Origin of the sequence: Butyricimonas sp. BSD2780061689_150309_C8, assembly GCF_015560935.1 — a bacterium.
GTDB lineage: Bacteria > Bacteroidota > Bacteroidia > Bacteroidales > Marinifilaceae > Butyricimonas > Butyricimonas paravirosa.
In genome coordinates this window covers 92,437-111,210 of the sequence record NZ_JADMSV010000012.1, presented here as the reverse complement: position 1 = coordinate 111,210, position 18,774 = coordinate 92,437, and the positions used below count along the sequence as shown (strand labels likewise).

15 protein-coding genes are annotated in these 18,774 nt (G+C 43.0%); 13 read left to right on the top strand and 2 right to left on the bottom strand.

Annotated features, from left to right (window positions below; translation table 11 throughout):
- Positions 1–6 precede the first annotated feature (6 nt).
- The 5 genes from I2I33_RS11005 (at position 7) to I2I33_RS10985 (ending at position 6,721) form a co-directional block, all read left to right on the top strand.
- Positions 7–1,413 carry a RagB/SusD family nutrient uptake outer membrane protein gene (locus I2I33_RS11005; protein ID WP_229128275.1) on the top strand — a complete coding sequence of 469 codons (1,407 nt, stop codon included), beginning with the start codon at positions 7–9 and terminating at the stop codon, positions 1,411–1,413.
- Between the two features lie 24 nt (positions 1,414–1,437).
- Positions 1,438–2,406 carry a DUF4843 domain-containing protein gene (locus I2I33_RS11000; protein ID WP_087421490.1) on the top strand — a complete coding sequence of 323 codons (969 nt, stop codon included), beginning with the start codon at positions 1,438–1,440 and terminating at the stop codon, positions 2,404–2,406.
- Positions 2,407–2,444: 38 nt separating this feature from the next.
- On the top strand, positions 2,445–4,064 hold the full coding sequence (locus I2I33_RS10995) for a PKD-like family lipoprotein (RefSeq protein WP_087421491.1): 1,620 nt from the start codon (positions 2,445–2,447) through the stop codon (positions 4,062–4,064).
- 2 nt (positions 4,065–4,066) lie between these two features.
- Positions 4,067–5,167 (top strand): TlpA disulfide reductase family protein, encoded by a 1,101-nt coding sequence (locus tag I2I33_RS10990; protein WP_087421492.1) that lies wholly within the window; start codon positions 4,067–4,069, stop codon positions 5,165–5,167.
- Between the two features lie 150 nt (positions 5,168–5,317).
- Positions 5,318–6,721, top strand: a complete 1,404-nt coding sequence (locus I2I33_RS10985) for an alpha-L-fucosidase (RefSeq protein WP_087421493.1) — start codon at positions 5,318–5,320, stop codon at positions 6,719–6,721.
- 21 nt (positions 6,722–6,742) lie between these two features.
- On the opposite strand, the gene I2I33_RS10980 is transcribed toward I2I33_RS10985, so the two are convergent.
- On the bottom strand, positions 6,743–8,341 hold the full coding sequence (locus tag I2I33_RS10980; RefSeq protein WP_087421494.1) for a YfcC family protein: 1,599 nt from the start codon (positions 8,339–8,341) through the stop codon (positions 6,743–6,745).
- Between the two features lie 110 nt (positions 8,342–8,451).
- Here I2I33_RS10980 and I2I33_RS10975 point away from each other — a divergent pair, with 110 nt between their 5' ends.
- The 6 genes from I2I33_RS10975 to I2I33_RS10950 all read left to right on the top strand — a co-directional run bounded on the left by I2I33_RS10975 (position 8,452) and on the right by I2I33_RS10950 (position 13,498).
- Entirely contained in the window at positions 8,452–9,960 is a 1,509-nt protein-coding gene (locus I2I33_RS10975) for an RNA-binding domain-containing protein (RefSeq protein WP_087421877.1), read from the top strand.
- Positions 9,935–10,672 (top strand): ATP-binding protein, encoded by a 738-nt coding sequence (locus I2I33_RS10970; RefSeq protein ID WP_087421495.1) that lies wholly within the window; start codon positions 9,935–9,937, stop codon positions 10,670–10,672. Before I2I33_RS10975 ends, I2I33_RS10970 begins: the two co-directional genes overlap by 26 nt.
- A gap of 298 nt (positions 10,673–10,970) precedes the next feature.
- Positions 10,971–11,447, top strand: coding sequence for a transcription elongation factor GreA (greA, locus tag I2I33_RS10965; protein ID WP_087421496.1), 477 nt, complete (start codon positions 10,971–10,973; stop codon positions 11,445–11,447).
- 69 nt (positions 11,448–11,516) lie between these two features.
- Positions 11,517–11,909, top strand: coding sequence for an HIT family protein (locus I2I33_RS10960; RefSeq protein WP_087421497.1), 393 nt, complete (start codon positions 11,517–11,519; stop codon positions 11,907–11,909).
- A 56-nt stretch (positions 11,910–11,965) separates the two neighbouring features.
- Positions 11,966–12,457, top strand: coding sequence for a PaaI family thioesterase (locus tag I2I33_RS10955; RefSeq protein ID WP_087421498.1), 492 nt, complete (start codon positions 11,966–11,968; stop codon positions 12,455–12,457).
- 396 nt (positions 12,458–12,853) lie between these two features.
- Complete coding sequence (locus tag I2I33_RS10950) at positions 12,854–13,498, top strand: HAD family hydrolase (protein ID WP_229128274.1); 645 nt, start codon at positions 12,854–12,856, stop codon at positions 13,496–13,498.
- A gap of 5 nt (positions 13,499–13,503) precedes the next feature.
- Here I2I33_RS10950 and I2I33_RS10945 read toward each other — a convergent pair whose 3' ends face one another.
- Entirely contained in the window at positions 13,504–14,055 is a 552-nt protein-coding gene (locus I2I33_RS10945; RefSeq protein ID WP_087421499.1) for an RNA polymerase sigma factor, read from the bottom strand.
- A gap of 114 nt (positions 14,056–14,169) precedes the next feature.
- On the opposite strand from I2I33_RS10945, the gene I2I33_RS10940 reads away from it, so the two are divergent.
- Positions 14,170–15,345 (top strand): FecR family protein, encoded by a 1,176-nt coding sequence (locus I2I33_RS10940; protein WP_087421500.1) that lies wholly within the window; start codon positions 14,170–14,172, stop codon positions 15,343–15,345.
- Positions 15,346–15,434: 89 nt separating this feature from the next.
- Complete coding sequence (locus tag I2I33_RS10935; protein WP_087421501.1) at positions 15,435–18,773, top strand: SusC/RagA family TonB-linked outer membrane protein; 3,339 nt, start codon at positions 15,435–15,437, stop codon at positions 18,771–18,773.
- The last annotated feature ends 1 nt before the right edge of the window (position 18,774 follow it).

Genomic DNA, 18,774 nt, shown 5'->3' with positions numbered 1-18,774 from the left:
TACGAGATGAAAAACTTATTATTATCAGCAATTTGCATCGTTTCGTTGTTCTTGTCTTCCTGTCAGAATTGGATTGATGTGAATCCGAAAACGGATATTGAGGCCGAAGAGTTCTTTACTTCAGAGGACGGGTTCAAGAGTGCGTTGACCGGGTTGTATAGCATGATGGTACTGGAAAAGTCATACGGAAGACAGATGACGTTTGATTTCGTGGAGAAATTGGTTCAACGATATGACAATTACGCGGCAGGAACCGTGACGGATGAGGAACGGGCTGCTATCTATAAATATGGTGAAACAACAAGTTCTAAAAACGCAATTGCCGAGATCTGGTTGAAGTTATATAACGAGATTGCGAATATCAATAATTTCCTGCAATACCTTGAGTCAAACGGGGATGTGATCGTGACGGAGGGGTATCGTGATCTGATGAAAGGGGAGGCTCTTGGCTTACGTGCATTCCATTATTTTGACCTGTTGCGTTTATGGGGACCTATTTATTCCCAGGATTCGACAAAAGCATGCATTCCTTACCGGGAGCAATTTAATTCGGAAAGCGCACCCTTGATGGCGGCTAACGAGGTGATGAAACGTATTGTTGCCGATTTGAAAGCTGCCGAGGAATTGTTGAAGAATGATCCGATGAATTATGAGAATGTTGCAGACGAGCCTTTCATCGGTTATCGCAAGCATCGTATGAACAAGTATGCCGTTAAGGCTATGTTGGCCCGCGTATATTTGTACATGGGAAATAAGACGCAGGCAGCGAATTATGCCCGGGAGGTAATTAATGATTCCGGGTTGCGGCTTGTACGTGATAACCGGGAAGACGTGTCTTCGTACGGGGAGACTATTTTCGGACTTTCCATGTATAATATGGAAGAAAAGTTAGCGGCTTATTGGAAAGATGCCACGACTTTCGACACGCAGTACTATATTTCTCGAACTAATATTTCATCCGTGTTTGAAACCAATTCGGGCATCGGGTTGAATGATATGCGTTATCGTTCGAATTATGGCTTTATTCATACTTCTGCCAATCTTTTTCTTTGTCGCAAATATTTAGGTGCCAGCGGAATGTATGGAGAGAAAATCCCGTTGATCCGTTTGGCTGAGATGTACTATATACTGGCAGAATCGGTTGCTTTGTCTGAATGTGGACAATATATCAACGCGGTGAAGAACGCCAGGGGTATTTCTAGGGCATACGACGTTGGCACGGGTGTGACTGAAGAACAACGTTTGGAGGAATTGAACAAGGAGTATCAAAAGGAATTCTTTGCAGAAGGGCAGTATTTCTACTTCTTGAAAAGACATAACATGAAAACCTTCTACCGTTGTCCCGTGGAGAATTTTTCAGCTTACGTGCTTCCGGTTCCGGATGACGAAAAAACGTATGGTGAGGCTGAGTAATCATTTAAACGCAAAGTATAGAATATGAGAAATATATATGTTATTATAAGTGTTTTGTTATTCTCTTTAGCGGCGTGTCAGGAAAAGGAGATTCTCGGCTACTCGATAGAACGGGATGGTTTGCAGTTCGATTATGACACGAATGAAATGAGAGTGACGGTTGATTTTATGCAGGAGTATAGAATTGATACGATGTGGTATTCCGGAATTCCGGGAGAGGGATCTTATTACACGTCAAGATGGTACACCGGAGATTCTTTACTGAAAAAGAAAATTCAGTTGAATTTATCCATGATGGGGCATGCCGTGGATTATGACCGGGAATTTCGGTTGAAGGCGGTAGTGGCGGAAGGTACGGATGAAGTAGCAAAAACTTTCTTGGAGTTTGCTCCCTCGTACGTGTTCCGTGCCGGGCAATTGAAAGACACGGTGGAAGTGTACGTGTTGAATCCGGGTACTAGGGTGAACTACACGATTGGTATTGTTTTAGATACGGAAAATTCCGATCCTTCATTGGAATTGGGAGCAATGGAAAAGAATGAATATCAAGTGCTATTAAGTAATCGTTATCCACAGCCATCTCAATGGGATGCGAGTGTTGTCGGGGAGTTTAGCGAGGACAAGTATGCGTTCATGGTGACCATTTTGGGGAAATTGTATGATCCGTATGCCAACTGGAGTTCTGATATAGCCACGCTGTTAGAGGCTTTGAACGAATACAATGCTTCACATCCCGGAGAAGAGAAAGATTTTACATTCCCGGAACCTCCGGCTCCTACTTGGTGGAGTACGTTTGAACACATAATCGGAGAATATTCTATGGCCAAGAATCAATTTATGCAGGAGGCTTTAGGGTATGATTATAACTATTTCGGTTGGTGGTGGATAGAGGATGAGGCTGGAATGAACCAACGCTTACGGGATGCCTATGACGAATATAACGCTGAACACCCGGATGATCCGCTACCGTTCGAACAGTTCCCGGTTATATGAGAGAAAGATTATTCTATGATTCATAAAATAGAAAAACAATGAAAAGATTAATATTTATAGTCGGATTTGTCGCGTGGTTTCTTGTCGGATGTTATGATGATAAAGGAAATTACGACTACAAAGATATAAACACAATTGATGGGCTTACGTTTATGCCTACACCGATTACCGTGGAAGAAGGAAATACGTATCGATACGAGTACCGCCAGCCGGCACAGGAAGAATTGAAGGTGACCTACTCTCCGGTATTTACCCAAAGTATGGTGGAAGGGGAGGATAACGTGGAGTATTTGTGGACGGTGGGATACAAGGATGGTTCTGAGAATGTTGTGGATAGCGTGTTCACGAAAGAACTGGAACTGGCTTATCCTCCGAAGAAAACAACCAGATATAATGTTAAATTCCGGCTGAGTGATAAGCGGACAGGCGTTGATCATTATCGTGATTTTACCATGACTACGAAAGTGCCGTTCGTGAATGCGTGGTTTGTCCTGAATGGCCCGGAAAACAACAGGAAGTTATCTACCGTGGAGGAACCGGATTCCACGAGCCCGATCATCAGTTATGATGCTTATAAGGATTTGTGGAACAGGGAACGCTTCCAAAAAGCGGAGGCTTTGTCGTACGTGAATTTCCTGACTCACATGGATGGTGGGGATAAGTATGAAAATTTATATGTTATTCAGCGGGATTCTGTTGCTTTGATGTTGCCTTTCGTGTTGGAAGACCGGAAAGACTCCAGGTCGTTATTTGCACCGGGGGCTAACCCGAATAACTTGGTTTATAGTGAATCTCATCCTTTGAGTAGGTATGCTATTGCCGTGGATAATAACGGTAAATTTTATCATTCGGGAATGAGTGGATATTATTTTGCAGGTTTGGCAGAAACTGACGTGCAGAATTACGTGATCGACAAGATTTATATGAGTCGGGCTGGTTTTACCACGATTTGGGATAAAACGAACCGGAAATTCATGTCTTTTAATCCAGCTGAAAACCAGTGTTATAATATTACGAGTTCTGACGGGAGTTACCCGCAAAATGCGGTTGAATCAAACACGGTAGAGATAAGTGATTTCCCGGTGGAAGGATTGTCGGAAGTTGTTAACGGGACGACTCATTTGATGGAGATTTTGTGGTTGGGGCAAGGAGTTACTTCGGGTTCCGAAGAGACCGGAGCAACAGCTATTGGCGTGATGACGGATACCTGTTACATCTTCTATATAGAGGCTAGTGATAAGGGAAAATCAATGAGGGCCGAAGAGTCCCCGATTAAGGTGACGAGAGTGAATTTGGGAGAACTCGGGTTTGACCAGAATACTTGTTTTGCCACGTCTTCCGCTTATGCAGAACAATTCTTTTACACGAAAGAGAGTAAGGTGTTCTTGTTTAATACCGTAAGTAAAGAATCGATAGAATTGTATGATGCGGGTGACGTGATCACGAAGTTGAAGTTCAGGTCTGATACTGATGCTAGTTTCCCGGATAATTCTTCCCCGTACCGTTGCTTGGGAATTGTCGTGAATGTGGCAGGTGCGGGTGAATTGCATGAGGTAATTTTGGACGAGGCGGGGGATTTCGTGACTTCACATACGTTTACCGGTTTCGGAGAGATAAAAGATTTGATTTTTACAACAGTAATGAGAGTGATTCAATAGATATGTATAAGTTATTTAGTCAATTGTTTATAATTGCTTTTTTCCTTTTCCCCGGATTATCTTTCGGGGAAGGAAAGAAGTTCACGATTAACGGGAAAATACCGGAAATGCCGTCAGGCAGAATGATAGTGATTACCCAATTGGTGGACCGGGTGGATACGTTGGGGCGAGGGGATATTCATGGCGGGAAGTTCGTGGTGGAAGGAGAAATAAATGAACCTTGCGTGGCATTGATTTACGTGGAAGGGTATGGCGGAGGCTTTGTTTTTATTTTGGATTCAGATGCTCCTTACGAGATGGAATTGTTCCAGTCTGGTAAAAGCGTAATTAAAGGAGGAAAATTACAGAGCGAGTTAATAGCATACCAGAAAATTGTTTCCGAAGAAAACGAGAAAATTAAAGCTGCACGGGCAAAACTGGTGGAGGCAAGCGAGGCGAAACATTTCCGTACAGCAAGTGAATTGCAGAAGAAGTTGGATCAAGTGATGGCAGATGCACAATCTCGTTTAGGTGAGGTCGTGGAGAGGAATAAAGATAACGTGTTTGCAGCTTATATCCAGACGGCGGGAATGGAACGTTTGGATTTGAATCGCTTGAAGGAGTGTTACGCGAGTTTGACGGATAAAGCAAAAGCAACAGGCCCCGGTAAGTTAGTGGCAGCTCGAATTCAGGCGTTGGAAGGGGTTGATGTAAATGCTGTTGCCCCGGATTTCACGTTACAAACACCGGAGGGGGAGGACGTTGCCTTGTATGACGTGAAAGGAAAATTGAAGATCATCGATTTCTGGGCATCTTGGTGTGGGCCGTGTCGGATGGAGAACCCGAATATGGTGAAACTGTATGCTGAATTTAAAGATAAAGGTTTGTCCGTGATCAGTGTCTCCTTGGACGAGAAAAAGGATAAGTGGGTGGAGGCGATCAAGAAAGACGGGTTGACTTGGTTGCATCTTTCTGATCTGAAAGGATGGCAGGGCGACGTGATAAAGAAATACAATATTGATGCTGTTCCGACGATCTTCGTGTTGGATGAAAATAATCGTATTATAGCTAAAAATCTGAGAGGAGAGAAATTGAAGGCTTTTGTCTCTGAACGATTGAAATAAGGTTTGTGTTTTAAAATGTAAAGGGAATCCGATAAGTGAAATTGGATTCCCTTTTTTGATTGTAAGAAGATGATGAACTTTAGACATGGACTCTTTTTTATATATTTGCAAATGTTTGTGTAAAATATATGAATTGTAAAAAAAGTAGTCATGCGGAAAGTATTATTGAGTGTGATTCTTGTCGGATGGAGCATATTATTATATGCCCAGTACGAGGGAATGGAATATTACCGGGAACAGGACCCGGCGGTACAAGCAAAATTAGAACAGTGGCAGGATTTGAAGTTTGGTTTTTTCGTGCATTGGGGACCTTATAGCCAGAAAGGGTATTGCGAGTCGTGGACGATTTGTTCGGAAGACGTGGATTGGATTCAACGGGACACGACGATTTCTTATGACGAGTATTACCGGAATTACGTGGGATTAAAGAAGACGTTTAACCCGGTGAAGTTTAACCCGGAATACTGGGCTGATCTGGCAAAAGAGGCCGGAATGAAGTATTTCGTGTTTACCACGAAACACCATGATGGGTTCTGTATGTGGGATACCCGGGAAACGGATTACAAGATTACTTCCGAGGAATGTCCTTTCCATACGGCTCCGAATGCGGATGTCGTGAAGGAGTTGTTTCGAGCCTTCGGGGAAAGAGATTTCATGATCGGGGCCTATTTTTCAAAGCCGGATTGGAATAGCCCTTATTATTGGTCGGATCGCTGGCAACATGGCGATCGTAACGTGAATTACAAGATCAAGGAGCACCCGTGGATGTGGGAGAAATTCTGCGACTTTACTTATAATCAGGTGAAGGAACTGATGACCGGCTACGGGAATATAGATATTATCTGGCTGGACGGGGGATGGGTAGCCCCGGAGAATCGGGGACAGGATATTAAAATGGATCGGATTATCGATATGGCCCGGGGGTATCAACCCGGCTTGATAGTCGTGGATCGCTGGATTGGAGGGAAGTACGAGAATTACCGTACCCCGGAACAGAAGATTCCCGAAAAGCCGTGGGAGTACCCGTGGGAGACGTGTATGACGATGGCCAATCAATGGTCGTATTTGCCGGGTGATAAGTATAAGTCTACCCGGGAACTGGTGCATTACCTTGTGGATATTGTCAGTAAGGGAGGAAATTTCCTGTTGAACGTGGGTGTGGATGGTAACGGGGAGATCCCGCCGGAAGGAATCAAAATTATGAAAGAGATGGGAGCGTGGATGAAGGTTAACGGAGAGGCAATCTACGAGACCCGGCCGATTGCTCCTTACAAAGAGGCGAGGATTTGTTACACGAAACATAAGAATAACGGGAAAGTGTATGCTATTTATCTAAATGATGAAGATGAACCGAATCCGCCCTCACAGATTATGTTGTACAGTATTAATCCGGCTAAAGGGGCTAAAATCTCGTTGTTGGGTTATAAAGGGAATTTGTCATATAAACGAGTTGGGAATGGGGTGTTGGTGACACTACCGCCTTCTTTCGTGAAGAACCCGGCTTGCGGTTATGCGTGGGCATTATGTGTTTCTGGAGTTAATGATAAAGAGTAGCTTTTAAGCTACTCTTTATCATTAGAACCCATTCAACTGCATGGTTGCCGTGGGAATCAATAACACGAAACCGATAATGACAAGCAGCAGGATGAATTTCCAGAAGAATTTCACCCAAATATCGTAAGGAATACGGGCAATGCCCAAGGCGCCAATCAGCACGCCGGAAGTCGGGGTGATCATGTTTGTGAATCCGTCCCCGAACTGGAAGGCCATCACGGTGGCTTGTCTGGATAGCCCGATCACGTCGGAGAAAGGAGCCATGATCGGCATAGTGAGGGCCGCTTTGGCTGAACCCGATGGGATGATGATGTTGATCATGGTTTGAATCAAGTACATGATTCCTAGTGAAAGTACACGTCCTGCCTCACTCATCAGGCTTGCCAGCGAGTGAAGGATCGGGTCTATAATATGTCCTTCCTGCAAGACAATGATGATACCCCCGGCCAACCCGACTACTAGTGCGGCAGAAAGAATATCTTTTACTCCCGCAATAAAGAGTTTGACAATACTATCTGCATTTTCCTTGGCTGCGAATCCGGAAAGGATTCCCATGGCAAGGAATAAACCGGATATTTCGGGCAGATACCACCCGTAGCCCATCACTCCCACGATTAGGAAAAGAATCGTGAAACCTAGGATTGTCAAGATAAAAAAGTGAAAAGATTTCCGTAAAGAAAAATATCCGATCAAGGCAAATAGCACGGTTAATGCCGGAACAACAAATGTGGTCAGACTGGAATGTTCTCCGATGGATAGTGTCGTGCAGGGGAAATAACAGGAGAAGAGTACAAGTCCGGAGAGGATAAAAAGATAAACCACCCAAGAAGAAGTGTAACTTTTATATTCAATTTCTTGCGTGTTGTCCACTTTTTCCTGTCTCCAATGGCTATCCAAGTTATACACGAGAGAGGCTTTGGGATTCTTTTTGACTTTTGCTGCGTAGCGTAGTACCCAAGCAATCATGATCACGTTGAGGATGGCCCAGCAGAAAACCCGGTATTCAAACCCGGAGAATAGCGGTAGGTCTGATAATCCTTGTGCAATACCGATCGTGAAGGGGTTCAGAATAGCACCCGCGAATCCGACATGGGCGGCGACGTAGACCATACATACTCCCGTGAGAGAATCGTAACCCATGGATATGGCCAGAGGAACAATAATAATGACAAAAGCCAGCGTTTCCTCGCTCATCCCGAAGATCGCCCCAAAACAACTGAACAGGAGCATGACCATGGTGATAATGATGTTATTGACCCCTAGTTTACGGATAATCCCGATATGTTCGAGTTTCTGAGTGGAGCGTAAGAAGGAGAAAATTCCCACGTCAATGGCCTTGCTGTTATTCATGATCCAGAAAGCCCCCCCGATGATCAGGATAAAAGCGATAATTCCGGCTTGTTTCTCGAATCCGTTGAAAAGGGCCGAAAACACCTGCCACGTTTGCGGGCTTTTGGCCACCTCGTGGAATGAATCGTTCACGATTACGGTACGTTCCACTCCATTGACATCGACGGTTTCCCGGGCATATTCCCCGCCCGGTATAATCCACGTCAGGATGGCACAGATGATAATGATTGAGAATACAATGGTGTAGGTGTGTGGCACTTTCTTTAGCATAGCGGGCTGTGTTTTAGATTGAGGGTTCAAATTTACAAATATTTGTGAGAGAGCAACAATATGTGGCGTGGAATTCTTAAATTTGCATGAAAGAAGTAAATCATAACCGTATGGACTCATGTTTGCAGGATAAAATACTGGCGGGGGAGAGTAAAGTCTTGGAATTCAAAGAAATTCTGCCGCAAGGGGATAAAATAGCGAAAACTGTTATTGCATTCTCTAATACTAGCGGGGGGCAATTAATTATCGGGGTTGGAGACGACAGAACGATAAAAGGCATTGACCCCGACGTGGATATTTTTGAATTGCAGGATAGAGTGGCATCCATTATCTATGATTTATGTTACCCGAATATTCTTCCCGAATTTTACACGACAAACGTGGATGGAAAGTTATTGTTTATAATAGAGGTCTATCGTGGGAATCTGTTGCCTTACTATTTGAAAAAAGAAGGGCGAAATCATGGTACTTACGTGCGGATAGGAAGTTCTAACCGTAAAGCAGACGTGGAGACCGTGATCGATTTGGAGCGGCAGAGAATAAATAGAAGTTTTGATGAGGAGATCTGTTTTGACACGTCTTTTGATAGTCTGGATTTGACCCCGTTGCAGAAAAGGTTCGAGGCGAGGGGGAAGATTCTTGATATAGAGAAGTTGAAAAGTCTGAAACTCGTCCAAGAAGAACATGGGCATTTGTATCCTTCACAAGCTTTGTTAATTTTGTTAGGGTTACGGGAAAATGCCACCGTGAAGTGTGCCCGTTTTAAGGGAACGACCATGGGATCATTTATTGATAAGAAGGAATATTCGGGAGACCTTTTTTCTCAATTGGATCAAGTCGAGATGTTTATAAAAAACCATCTCCATTTGGCGGGAGTGATTAAAGGGTTACAACGAGAAGATCGGTACGAGATCCCGATGGAGGCGATTCGGGAAGTTATATTGAACGCTTATGTACATAGGGACTATATTAATTTAGGGCGGGATATAAAAGTCGGTATTTATGATGACATCGTGAATATTGTTTCCCCCGGAGGTTTCCCGAGTTCGATTACGATTGAGGACGTGCTTGCAGGACGCTCTGAAACGAGAAACAAGGCGATAGCCCGTGTGTTTAAAGAGTTGGACTATATCGAACAATGGGGCAGTGGAATAAAGAGGATATTTTCATGGTGCGAAGAGGCCGGGGTTGCAAAACCGTTGATTACTGAAAAAGGAGATTTCGTGGATGTCGAGTTGTATCGGGAATACACGAGTGTCCAAGAAAGTGTCCAAGATGATGTTGGTAAAAAGTTGACTGTCAGTGAAAGTGTCAGTGAAAGTGTCAGTGAAAGTGTCAGTGAAAGTGTCAGTGAAAAAAAACGAATAAATCTGAATGAAAAACAAATAATGACGTTAGAATTTTGTTCGTTACCTCGGACAAGTAAGGAAATATTCGATATGTTGGAAGTGACGTATCATTCAAGAAATATTAAATTATATATTACCGCATTAGTGAAACAGAAGTTACTTATACGGACTAATCCCGATAACCCTAAAGATAAGAACCAAAAATACATAACAACAGAGGCAGGGAAATTATACGTAGAAGAGAATGATAACAGAAGAAAAACAAGATAAAGTATTTACCCGGGATTTCTTTCGAAAGGTGGGGAAAGCGATACATGATTATAATTTAATAGAGGACGGGGACCGGATTTTGGTAGGAGTTTCGGGCGGGAAGGATTCATTGGCCTTGTTGGAAGTGTTGGCCATGCGTGCCAAGGACCCGAAACAGAATTACACGGTCATAGCGGCTCATATTGCGGTGGAGGATGTCGCTTACGAAGTGGACAGCGATTACTTGCGAGCGTTTTGTGAACGTCTGGGAGTGGAGTATGTTTACCGGACGATTCGGGTCGACACGACGGTGAATCCCAAGAAACCGGCTTGTTTCGTGTGTTCATGGCATCGACGCAAGATGCTTTTCGATATTGCCAAAGAGTATGATTGTAAGAAACTGGCCTTGGGCCATCACCGGGATGATGCCGTGGAAAGTCTTTTGATGAGCATGATGTTCAACGGAACGATTTGCAGTATGCCTGCCCGGTTGGAAATGTTCAAGAATACGTTCACGCTTATTCGTCCATTAATCTATCTTTCGAATGACGAGACGTCACGATATGCCGAAATGCGGCAGTTTAAAAAGCAAAAAAAGCATTGCCCCCATGAAAAGGCAACGAACCGGGATGCCGTGAGTAAATTGCTTGACCAGATGGAAATGATTTCTCCCCATGCCCGGAGCAATTTGTTTGCAGCGATGCAAAATATCCGGGAAGATTACTTGCCTTGACGCTGTTTATATACCGGGAAATGATAAAAACGGAATTGAATGATTTTTAAGTGATCCTCCTTTTCCCGCTTGTAGAGTGGAAAAGATAGTTTTTTCTGTATCAGATAAATGGCATCGAATTTTTAAAATAAAAATATTTGTGGGGAAAAATTGTTTTATTCAAAAAAAGGTCCTAATTTTGTCTTCAGGAGGTGAGGATTCCAGAGAGAATGGAATTCTTAACTAGATAAAGGCACTTATTGGAGGATAAGTGTCATTTATTTTTTTATGTACAAATCAAGATCTTAATATAACAATTATGACAAAGAAGGTATCTTATGTAACCAAAGAAGGGCTGAAAAAATTGCAGGATGAACTGGACAATCTGCAGAATGTAGAGCGCCCTAAGATTTCTAAGGCAATCGGAGAAGCCATCGAAAAAGGAGATATCTCCGAGAATGCAGAGTATGATGCGGCGAAAGATGCCCAGGGATTACTGGAGGCTAAAATCGCCCAGCTACAAGATATAGTTTCCAATTGCCGGATCATTGACGAGTCACAAATTGACACGTCAAAAGTTCAGATATTAAATAAAGTGACGATCAAAAATATAAAGACAAAGGCAACGATGACTTATACTTTGGTGTCAGAAAGTGAGGCTGATTTCAAGGCTGGTAAGTTGTCGATCACCACTCCTATCGCCAAAGCTTTGATCGGTAAAAAGCTAGGGGATAAAGTAGAGGTGCAAGTGCCGGCAGGATTGATGGAGTTTGAGATCATGGACATTTCAATTTAATTGAAAACGGAGAACGAGAAAGATAAAAGTTAAAAGCTAAAATCTAAAATTTTAAATCTAAAATAGATCATGGCTTCAATTTTCACGATGATTATTAACGGGGAGATTCCATCTTACAAGGTGGCCGAGGATGAAAATTATTATGCATTCTTGGATATAAACCCCATGCAGAAGGGACACACGTTAGTGGTTCCGAAGAGAGAAGAAGACTATTTGTTTGACCTGACGGATGAGGAATTAGCCGGGATGATGGTGTTTGCCAAAAAGGTGGCCAAAGCAATTAAGAAGAGTATTCCCTGCCAACGAGTGGGGGTAGCCGTGCTGGGCTTGGATGTTCCACATGCTCATATTCACTTGGTTCCTTTGGTTGAAGGCAATGAGTTGAACTTCTCTAACCCAAAGAAACAATTCCCGAAAGAGGAAATGGAAGCTTGTGCTAAGCTGATTAATAGCAATTTGTAAAAATATTAGACAATTTATCATGAGGGACGCGACCACGTCCCTTTTTTTATCAGAAGATGGAAAGAAAAAAACTATACAACGCTTACGAACAACACGAGGGATATAATTGTTTCGGTTGTGCATCCGGAAATGAACATGGTTTGCGCTGTGAATTCTATGAAGAAGGGGAATATATTACTTGTCATTGGATGCCCCGACCTGAATTTCAAGGTTTTTTTCACGTGTTACACGGTGGAATACAGGCAACATTGATAGATGAAATTGCGTGTTGGAACGTTTTTGCGAAAGTGAAGAGTGCGGGAGTTACGGTTGAATTAACTACGAAATATCGTGCTACCGTTTATTCCGATCGAGGGGAAATATTCCTGCGTTCCCGTATCGTGGAACAAAGTACCCGTTTGGCAAAGATGCACGTGGAATTATTCAATGCGGATGGAACGTTGGGTAGCGAGGCTGATGTAGTTTATCGGATTTTCCCGGAGAACGTGGCTCGTCAACGGTTAGGATGGACGGGAATTGAGGCGTTTCATCCCGAGGAAAACGAGTAAACATGGTGGAGGCCCGTGTAATGGGAAATGAGCCGGGAACGATACTTAATTTTGATGAGGTTTGTCAAAAGTTTATCTTGAATTAATGTAAAATAATGTTATTTAAATGCTATCGTTGTGTTATCATAAAGTAAGCCGCTCCCATTCCGCTCCCATTCCTGTCCTATTCCGCTCCTATTGCAATAATAAAAAATTAGAGTTAGATAGTAGGTGTTAACATTTACATGAGTAAATAATAACATGATGATTATTGTATAAATGATGAGATTTATCTGAATACTCGTTTTGCATGAATAGATCATTACTCGAACTCCGTTTTTCAATTCAAACGGGAAATGGTTACCTTTGTCGGGCAAGATTTACACGTGGTGTAATGGCCGTTTAAATGCAGAAATAATGAATGATATGGAATACAAGAATGTGGTTTGGGATTGGAACGGGACGTTGTTGGATGACGTGAAAATTAGCGTGGATACAATTAACGTGATGCTGGAACGGAAACATTTGGGGAAATTGACGGTGGAGGAATACCGCTCGATCTTCGGGTTTCCCGTGAAGCCTTATTACGAATCGATCGGGTTTGATTTCACGCGGGATGACTGGGAAGCCGTGTCGAGAGACTTTGTGAATATCTATAATGATTTGGCGAAAGACGTGGAGCTGACTCCCGGTATTATTCCAGTGCTGGAAGGAATAAAGAAAAAAGGCATACGGCAATATATATTATCCGCGTTGAAAGAAGATTTATTGACCGGAATGTTGGAGCGATTCGGTATTCGGGAATATTTCGATGGAGTTTGCGGATCAAATAATATTTACGCGGATGGGAAGGTGGCACGAGGGGAGGAGATGTTACGGATGTTCCCGATTGTCCCGGGAGAGACGGTCATGGTCGGTGATACTCTGCATGATGCAGAGGTTGCGGAAGCCTTGGGGTTTGATTTCAGATTGTATGCCGGGGGACATAATAGTGCGGAACGCTTGGCGGAAAAAGGAATCGTGTTACAACGAATGGAACAACTTTTGTCGGAAGGCTGGTAGGCGACTTATATTCCGAACAGTACGAATTTCAAATTATTTCTGAGGATGGCCAAGGCACGCTGGAAGTGGGTCTTCACGGTTGTCTCCGCGATGTCCATTTGTTCGGCAATTTCACGGACCTTCTTCTTTTCCACGACGTGTAATAAGAGAACTTCCCGTTGTTTTTCGGGTAAGGATTCCAGAATATATTTCAACCGTTCGTGGATGTCCTCGTCGATTTCCGGGTCTTCTACGCTGGAAAATAGCATGGCCTCGATGATTTTATCCTGATGTTTATATTGGATATTTAGAGAGCGGAGGTAGTTCAAGCAATTATTTTTGACGATGCCTAATAAGTAATAGAATACGGGTTGTGTTTCATTATAACGTTCCGGGTGAGACCACAGGGAAAGAAAAGCATCTTGCACGAGATCTTCGGCGTCATCCCAATCGTAGAGGTAACGCATGGCGTATTGCTGCAGCTTGTTGAAAGACGTTCGGTATAGCTCGTGAAAAGCCTCTTGATCATGTTTTTTGATCAAGTGTCCCAAGTCGTCTTGTACAGTAAACTGATCCATAGTTGACATCTTATTTCGGACAAAGATAAATTTTTTTTTGGTATCGTGTCATCCGTTTTTGAATCTCATGTTAATTAGGAGTAAAATGTAACATCTGATTAAGCGTGTTGACTTATGGATAAGAAAATTAATATTAGCTGGGATATTCTGGTGAAAAAGGTACGGTGGGGGTTGACACCGGAAGAGGAGAGTGCATTCCAGGAATGGCTGGCTCAAGATAAAAGTCATGAAGTATATTTTGAACGAGTGCGAGAGGTTTGGGATGCGGATGAGCCGACTTCTTCTTTAAAGTCAAATCTGTCCAAGGTGATGACTCGTTTTGATGCTTACGTGGAGAAAGAGAGAGAACTCCGCCGTCGTCGGATAATGCGGAACGTGTACCGGTATGCAGCCTGTTTACTGGTGGTTTTGACCGTGGGGGGAGGAATGTGGTTTTTTAGCCAGAATGATGAGCCGGTTAAAGTGGAACCCAAGATGGCCCAAGAGATTCTTCCGGGAGGAAATAGGGCAATTATTCTTTTGGCAGACGGGGAAAAGGTGGACGTGGAGTGGTTGGCCGATTCTAGTCGTTATAAGGTAGATGGGGTTGAAGTCACGACGGAAGAGGGAAAGATTCGATACATGGGAAAAAGTAACACGAAAGTGGAGTATAACACAATCATGATCCCGAGAGGTGGGGAGTATCAGGTGGAGTTGTGCGACGGGACAAAGGTTTGGTTAAATGCGGAAACTCAATTAAGAATTCCGACGACGTTCGTGGGGACCGAGAGAAGGGTGTTTTTAAAGGGGGAGGCTTATTTTGACGTGACGAAAAATGATAAACAACCTTTTATCGTGGAGACGGATTTGGGAGAGGTCAAGGTATATGGGACACAGTTTAACGTGAAATTTTATCCCGAGGAGCGAGAGATAAAGGCCACGCTTGTAGAAGGAAATATCGGTTTTAGGAGCGAACAGGTGGCCGAGTTGAAAATAAAACCGGGGTATCAGTTAAGATTGGCGGAGGGGGCTAAAAAACCGGAGGTGAAACCCGTGAAGATTTATAACGAGATTGCGTGGAAGAATAGAATGTTTTGTTTTGAGAGCGAGAGATTGGAAAGTATTATGGTCAAGTTGGAAAGGTGGTATAACGTGGATGTTGTTTTCGAGGACCCGGCGTTGAAAAACTTTAAGTTTTCGGGAAATCTGAATCGCTATGATAATATAGACAAGATATTACATTTTTTTGAAGAAGTGTTCGATGTTAAATTTGTTGTGGATGGAAATACGATAAAAGTGATGCGAAAATAAAAAAAGCAGAGAATGCATTCTTTGGTCGGCAAACTTTAGATGACATTCTCTACACGGTGATTAATATTAACAATTAATTTTACAAATGTATGAAAAAAAGGACACGTGACAGGCATGTGCGGTCTGTATTTTTGCAAAAAATTTTACTAGTGGTGTTTTTAATGTTCTCTTTTTCCTTGTCTTACGCGGCGAGAGAGGACTCTACGAAACTGGTTAATTTTACGGTGAAATCGGAGTCATTGAATAATGCCTTGATCAAGTTTAAGGATTTGACCGGAGTGCAGATTCTTTTTAATGAAGAGCTTTTAGGTGATAAAGCTTGTAAGGATTTGAACTTGGTGAATGTTACCGTTGATGTTGCTCTTGGAAAAATTTTGGAAGGAAGTGGATTCGTGTATTCTAAGGTTGACGGGGTTTACGTGGTGAAAAGAGCCTCGGAACAAAAGGATGCGCAAGTGAAACCCCGGGTGTTTACCGGCGAGGTGGTTGACGTGAAAGGGGAGCCTTTACCGGGGGTAACGGTTGTCGTGAAGGGAACCACTTTTGGAGGGGCGACGGATGTGGATGGAAAATTCGAGTTGTCGCTTACTTTGGAAGGAGAGGTAACCTTAGTATTTTCGTTCGTGGGGATGGAAAGCCAAGAAATCGTGGTGAAGGATCAAAAGCCTTTACGAGTAGTTTTAAAGGAGAGTTCCGAGAGTTTGGAGGAAGTGGTGGTTACCGGTGTCTTCGAACGTAGGGCAGAAAGTTTTACTGGTTCGGCAACAACGGTTACCCGGAAGGAATTATTAAAACGGGGAAACCAAAACCTGATCCAGAGTTTAAGAAATATGGACCCGGCGTTGAATATTTCCCAGAATTTATCTTTCGGTTCGGACCCGAATAAGTTGCCGGATATGGAGTTACGGGGAACTTCTTCGTTTCCGGATATTAAAGGACAATACACGTCGAATCCGAATTTGCCTTTATTTATTCTGGATGGTTTCGAGACGACCTTGGAGAAGGTGATTGATTTGGATATTAATCGGATTGAAAGTGTTACCTTGTTGAAAGATGCCGCGGCAAAAGCAATCTATGGTTCTAAAGCGGCGAACGGGGTAATGGTTATTGAAACGGTTCGTGTGCAATCCGGAGAGTTACGGGTGAATTATATCGGTTCTTTGAATTTGGAGATGCCTGATTTGAGCAGTTATAATTTGTGTAACGCCAGAGAGAAATTAGATTTGGAATATCAGTTGGGCGCTTACGAGGGAACAACTCCCAAGCAGGATTTCGAGAAGACACAATTGTATTACCATAATCTGGAAGAAGTTGAGAAGGGAGTAAACACGGATTGGTTGTCTAAGCCTTTGCGTAATGGAATCGGACATAAGCATACGTTGAATTTTGAGGTCGGTACGAGTGAGCTGAGAGTAGGGGTAGACCTTTCTTACAATAATATCGAAGGTGTTATGAAGGGGTCTAAACGTAACACGATCGGGGGAGGATTCACCGTAATTTATCAATATAAAAAGTTATTGTTCCGGAACCAGTTCTCGTTTTCAACCACGAAGTCGGAGGATTCTCCGTATGGTGAATTCTCGGAATATGCCAAGTTAAATTCTTATTGGCGTCCTTATAATGAGGATGGAACATTGCGGAAATATTTGGGCGTAGGTCCGGTGCTTTCGGAAAAAGTGTACAACCCTCTGTATAATGCTACCATAAATACAACGTATAAGAAGAATTACACGGATTATACGAATAATACTTATTTGGAATGGAATATCCAGCCGGGGATGAAACTTGTGGGACGTGTCGGTTTGACGAATAGAATTAGCGGGGGAGAAGAATTTTTGCCGGGGAGTCATTTGAAATTTATAAATACGGCAGAGGATGATTTTTTCAAACGAGGAAGTTACAAGCAAACATACGGAAAATCATTTTCTGTAAGTTCGGATATAAACCTGAATTATTCTCATAATTGGGACAAGCATATTTTGTTTGCTAACTTGGGGGCTAATATTCGTAGCAGTAATTCGGAAGAGTACATCCATTCGGCTGTCGGGTTCCCGAACGATAAAATGGATAACATCATTTTTGCAAAGCAATATGCCGATAATTCAAAGCCGACGGGAAGCGAGTCTATTGACAGGGAAGTGGGTGCTTTGTTGGCGGTGAACTATTCATACGATGATCGTTATTTGGCTGACTTTTCGTTGAGAGCAAGTGCCTCTTCTCAGTTCGGATCAGATAACCGGTGGGGGACTTTTTGGTCTGCCGGTTTGGGATGGAACGTGCATAACGAGGCTTTCTTTAAAGAATCCGGTGTGGTGAGACAATTGCGATTAAGAGCATCCATGGGATATACAGGTTCTCAGAACTTTAATTCATATCAAGGGATGTTGTTGTATAATTACTTCACGGATGATTCTTATCTGGATTTTATCGGAACTTACCTGGAAGGGTTGGCTAACAGTAAATTGAAATGGCAGCAAAAATTTGACACGAACTATGGTATTGATGTGAATTTGTGGGGGCGTTTGAACGTGAAGTTTGATTACTATCGTTCGGTAACCAATAATTTGCTGACCGATATTACGACCCCGCCTTCTCTGGGATTTACCAGTTACAAGGATAATTTAGGTAAGTTGTTAAATACCGGGTACGAGTTTAACGTGAATTATTTGGTGCTTTCTCGTCCGGAAGACCGGATGTCATTGAACGTGTTTGTTGCCGGAACTTCCAACAAGAACAAGATTAAAGAGATTTCCAATTCTTTGAGTTCTTTGACGAGTTCGCAAGATAAAGAGGCAGCCAAGTCGAACAAGCCTTTCGTGCGTTTTGTCGAGGGACAATCTTTGAATGCTATCTGGGCTGTTCGCTCTAAAGGAATTGATCCATCCAGTGGTAAGGAAGTTTTTGTACGTCCGGACGGGACGTTAACAGATACGTGGTCGGCTTTGGACCAGGTGGTTTGTGGAGATTCCGAGCCGAAGTTGATGGGAAATGTTGGTTTTACTTTTGAGTACAAAGGATTATCCGTGTCTTTCACCGGGTTGTATCGTATCGGGGAGTATATGTATAATCAAACCTTGGTAGACAAGGTTGAAAATGCCCAGTTGAATTATAACGTGGACAAACGGGCTTACTATGATGCATGGCTGAAAGAGGGTGATAATGTACAATTCAAGAGTATCGGGGCTTGGAACAAACCGACTCAGGCAACTTCCCGTTTTGTTCAGAAGTTAAATGAATTCGATTTCTCGGCATTGTCGATCGGGTATGATTTCTATCGGTTTGGTTTCGTGGAGAAATGTGGATTGGAAAGATTGCAGTTGCAATTTAATATGAATGACATAGGTAAAATATCTTCTGTTCAGATAGAACGCGGAACCTCATATCCTTTTGCCCGGTATTGTTCGTTTACGTTGAATGTTAACTTTTAAG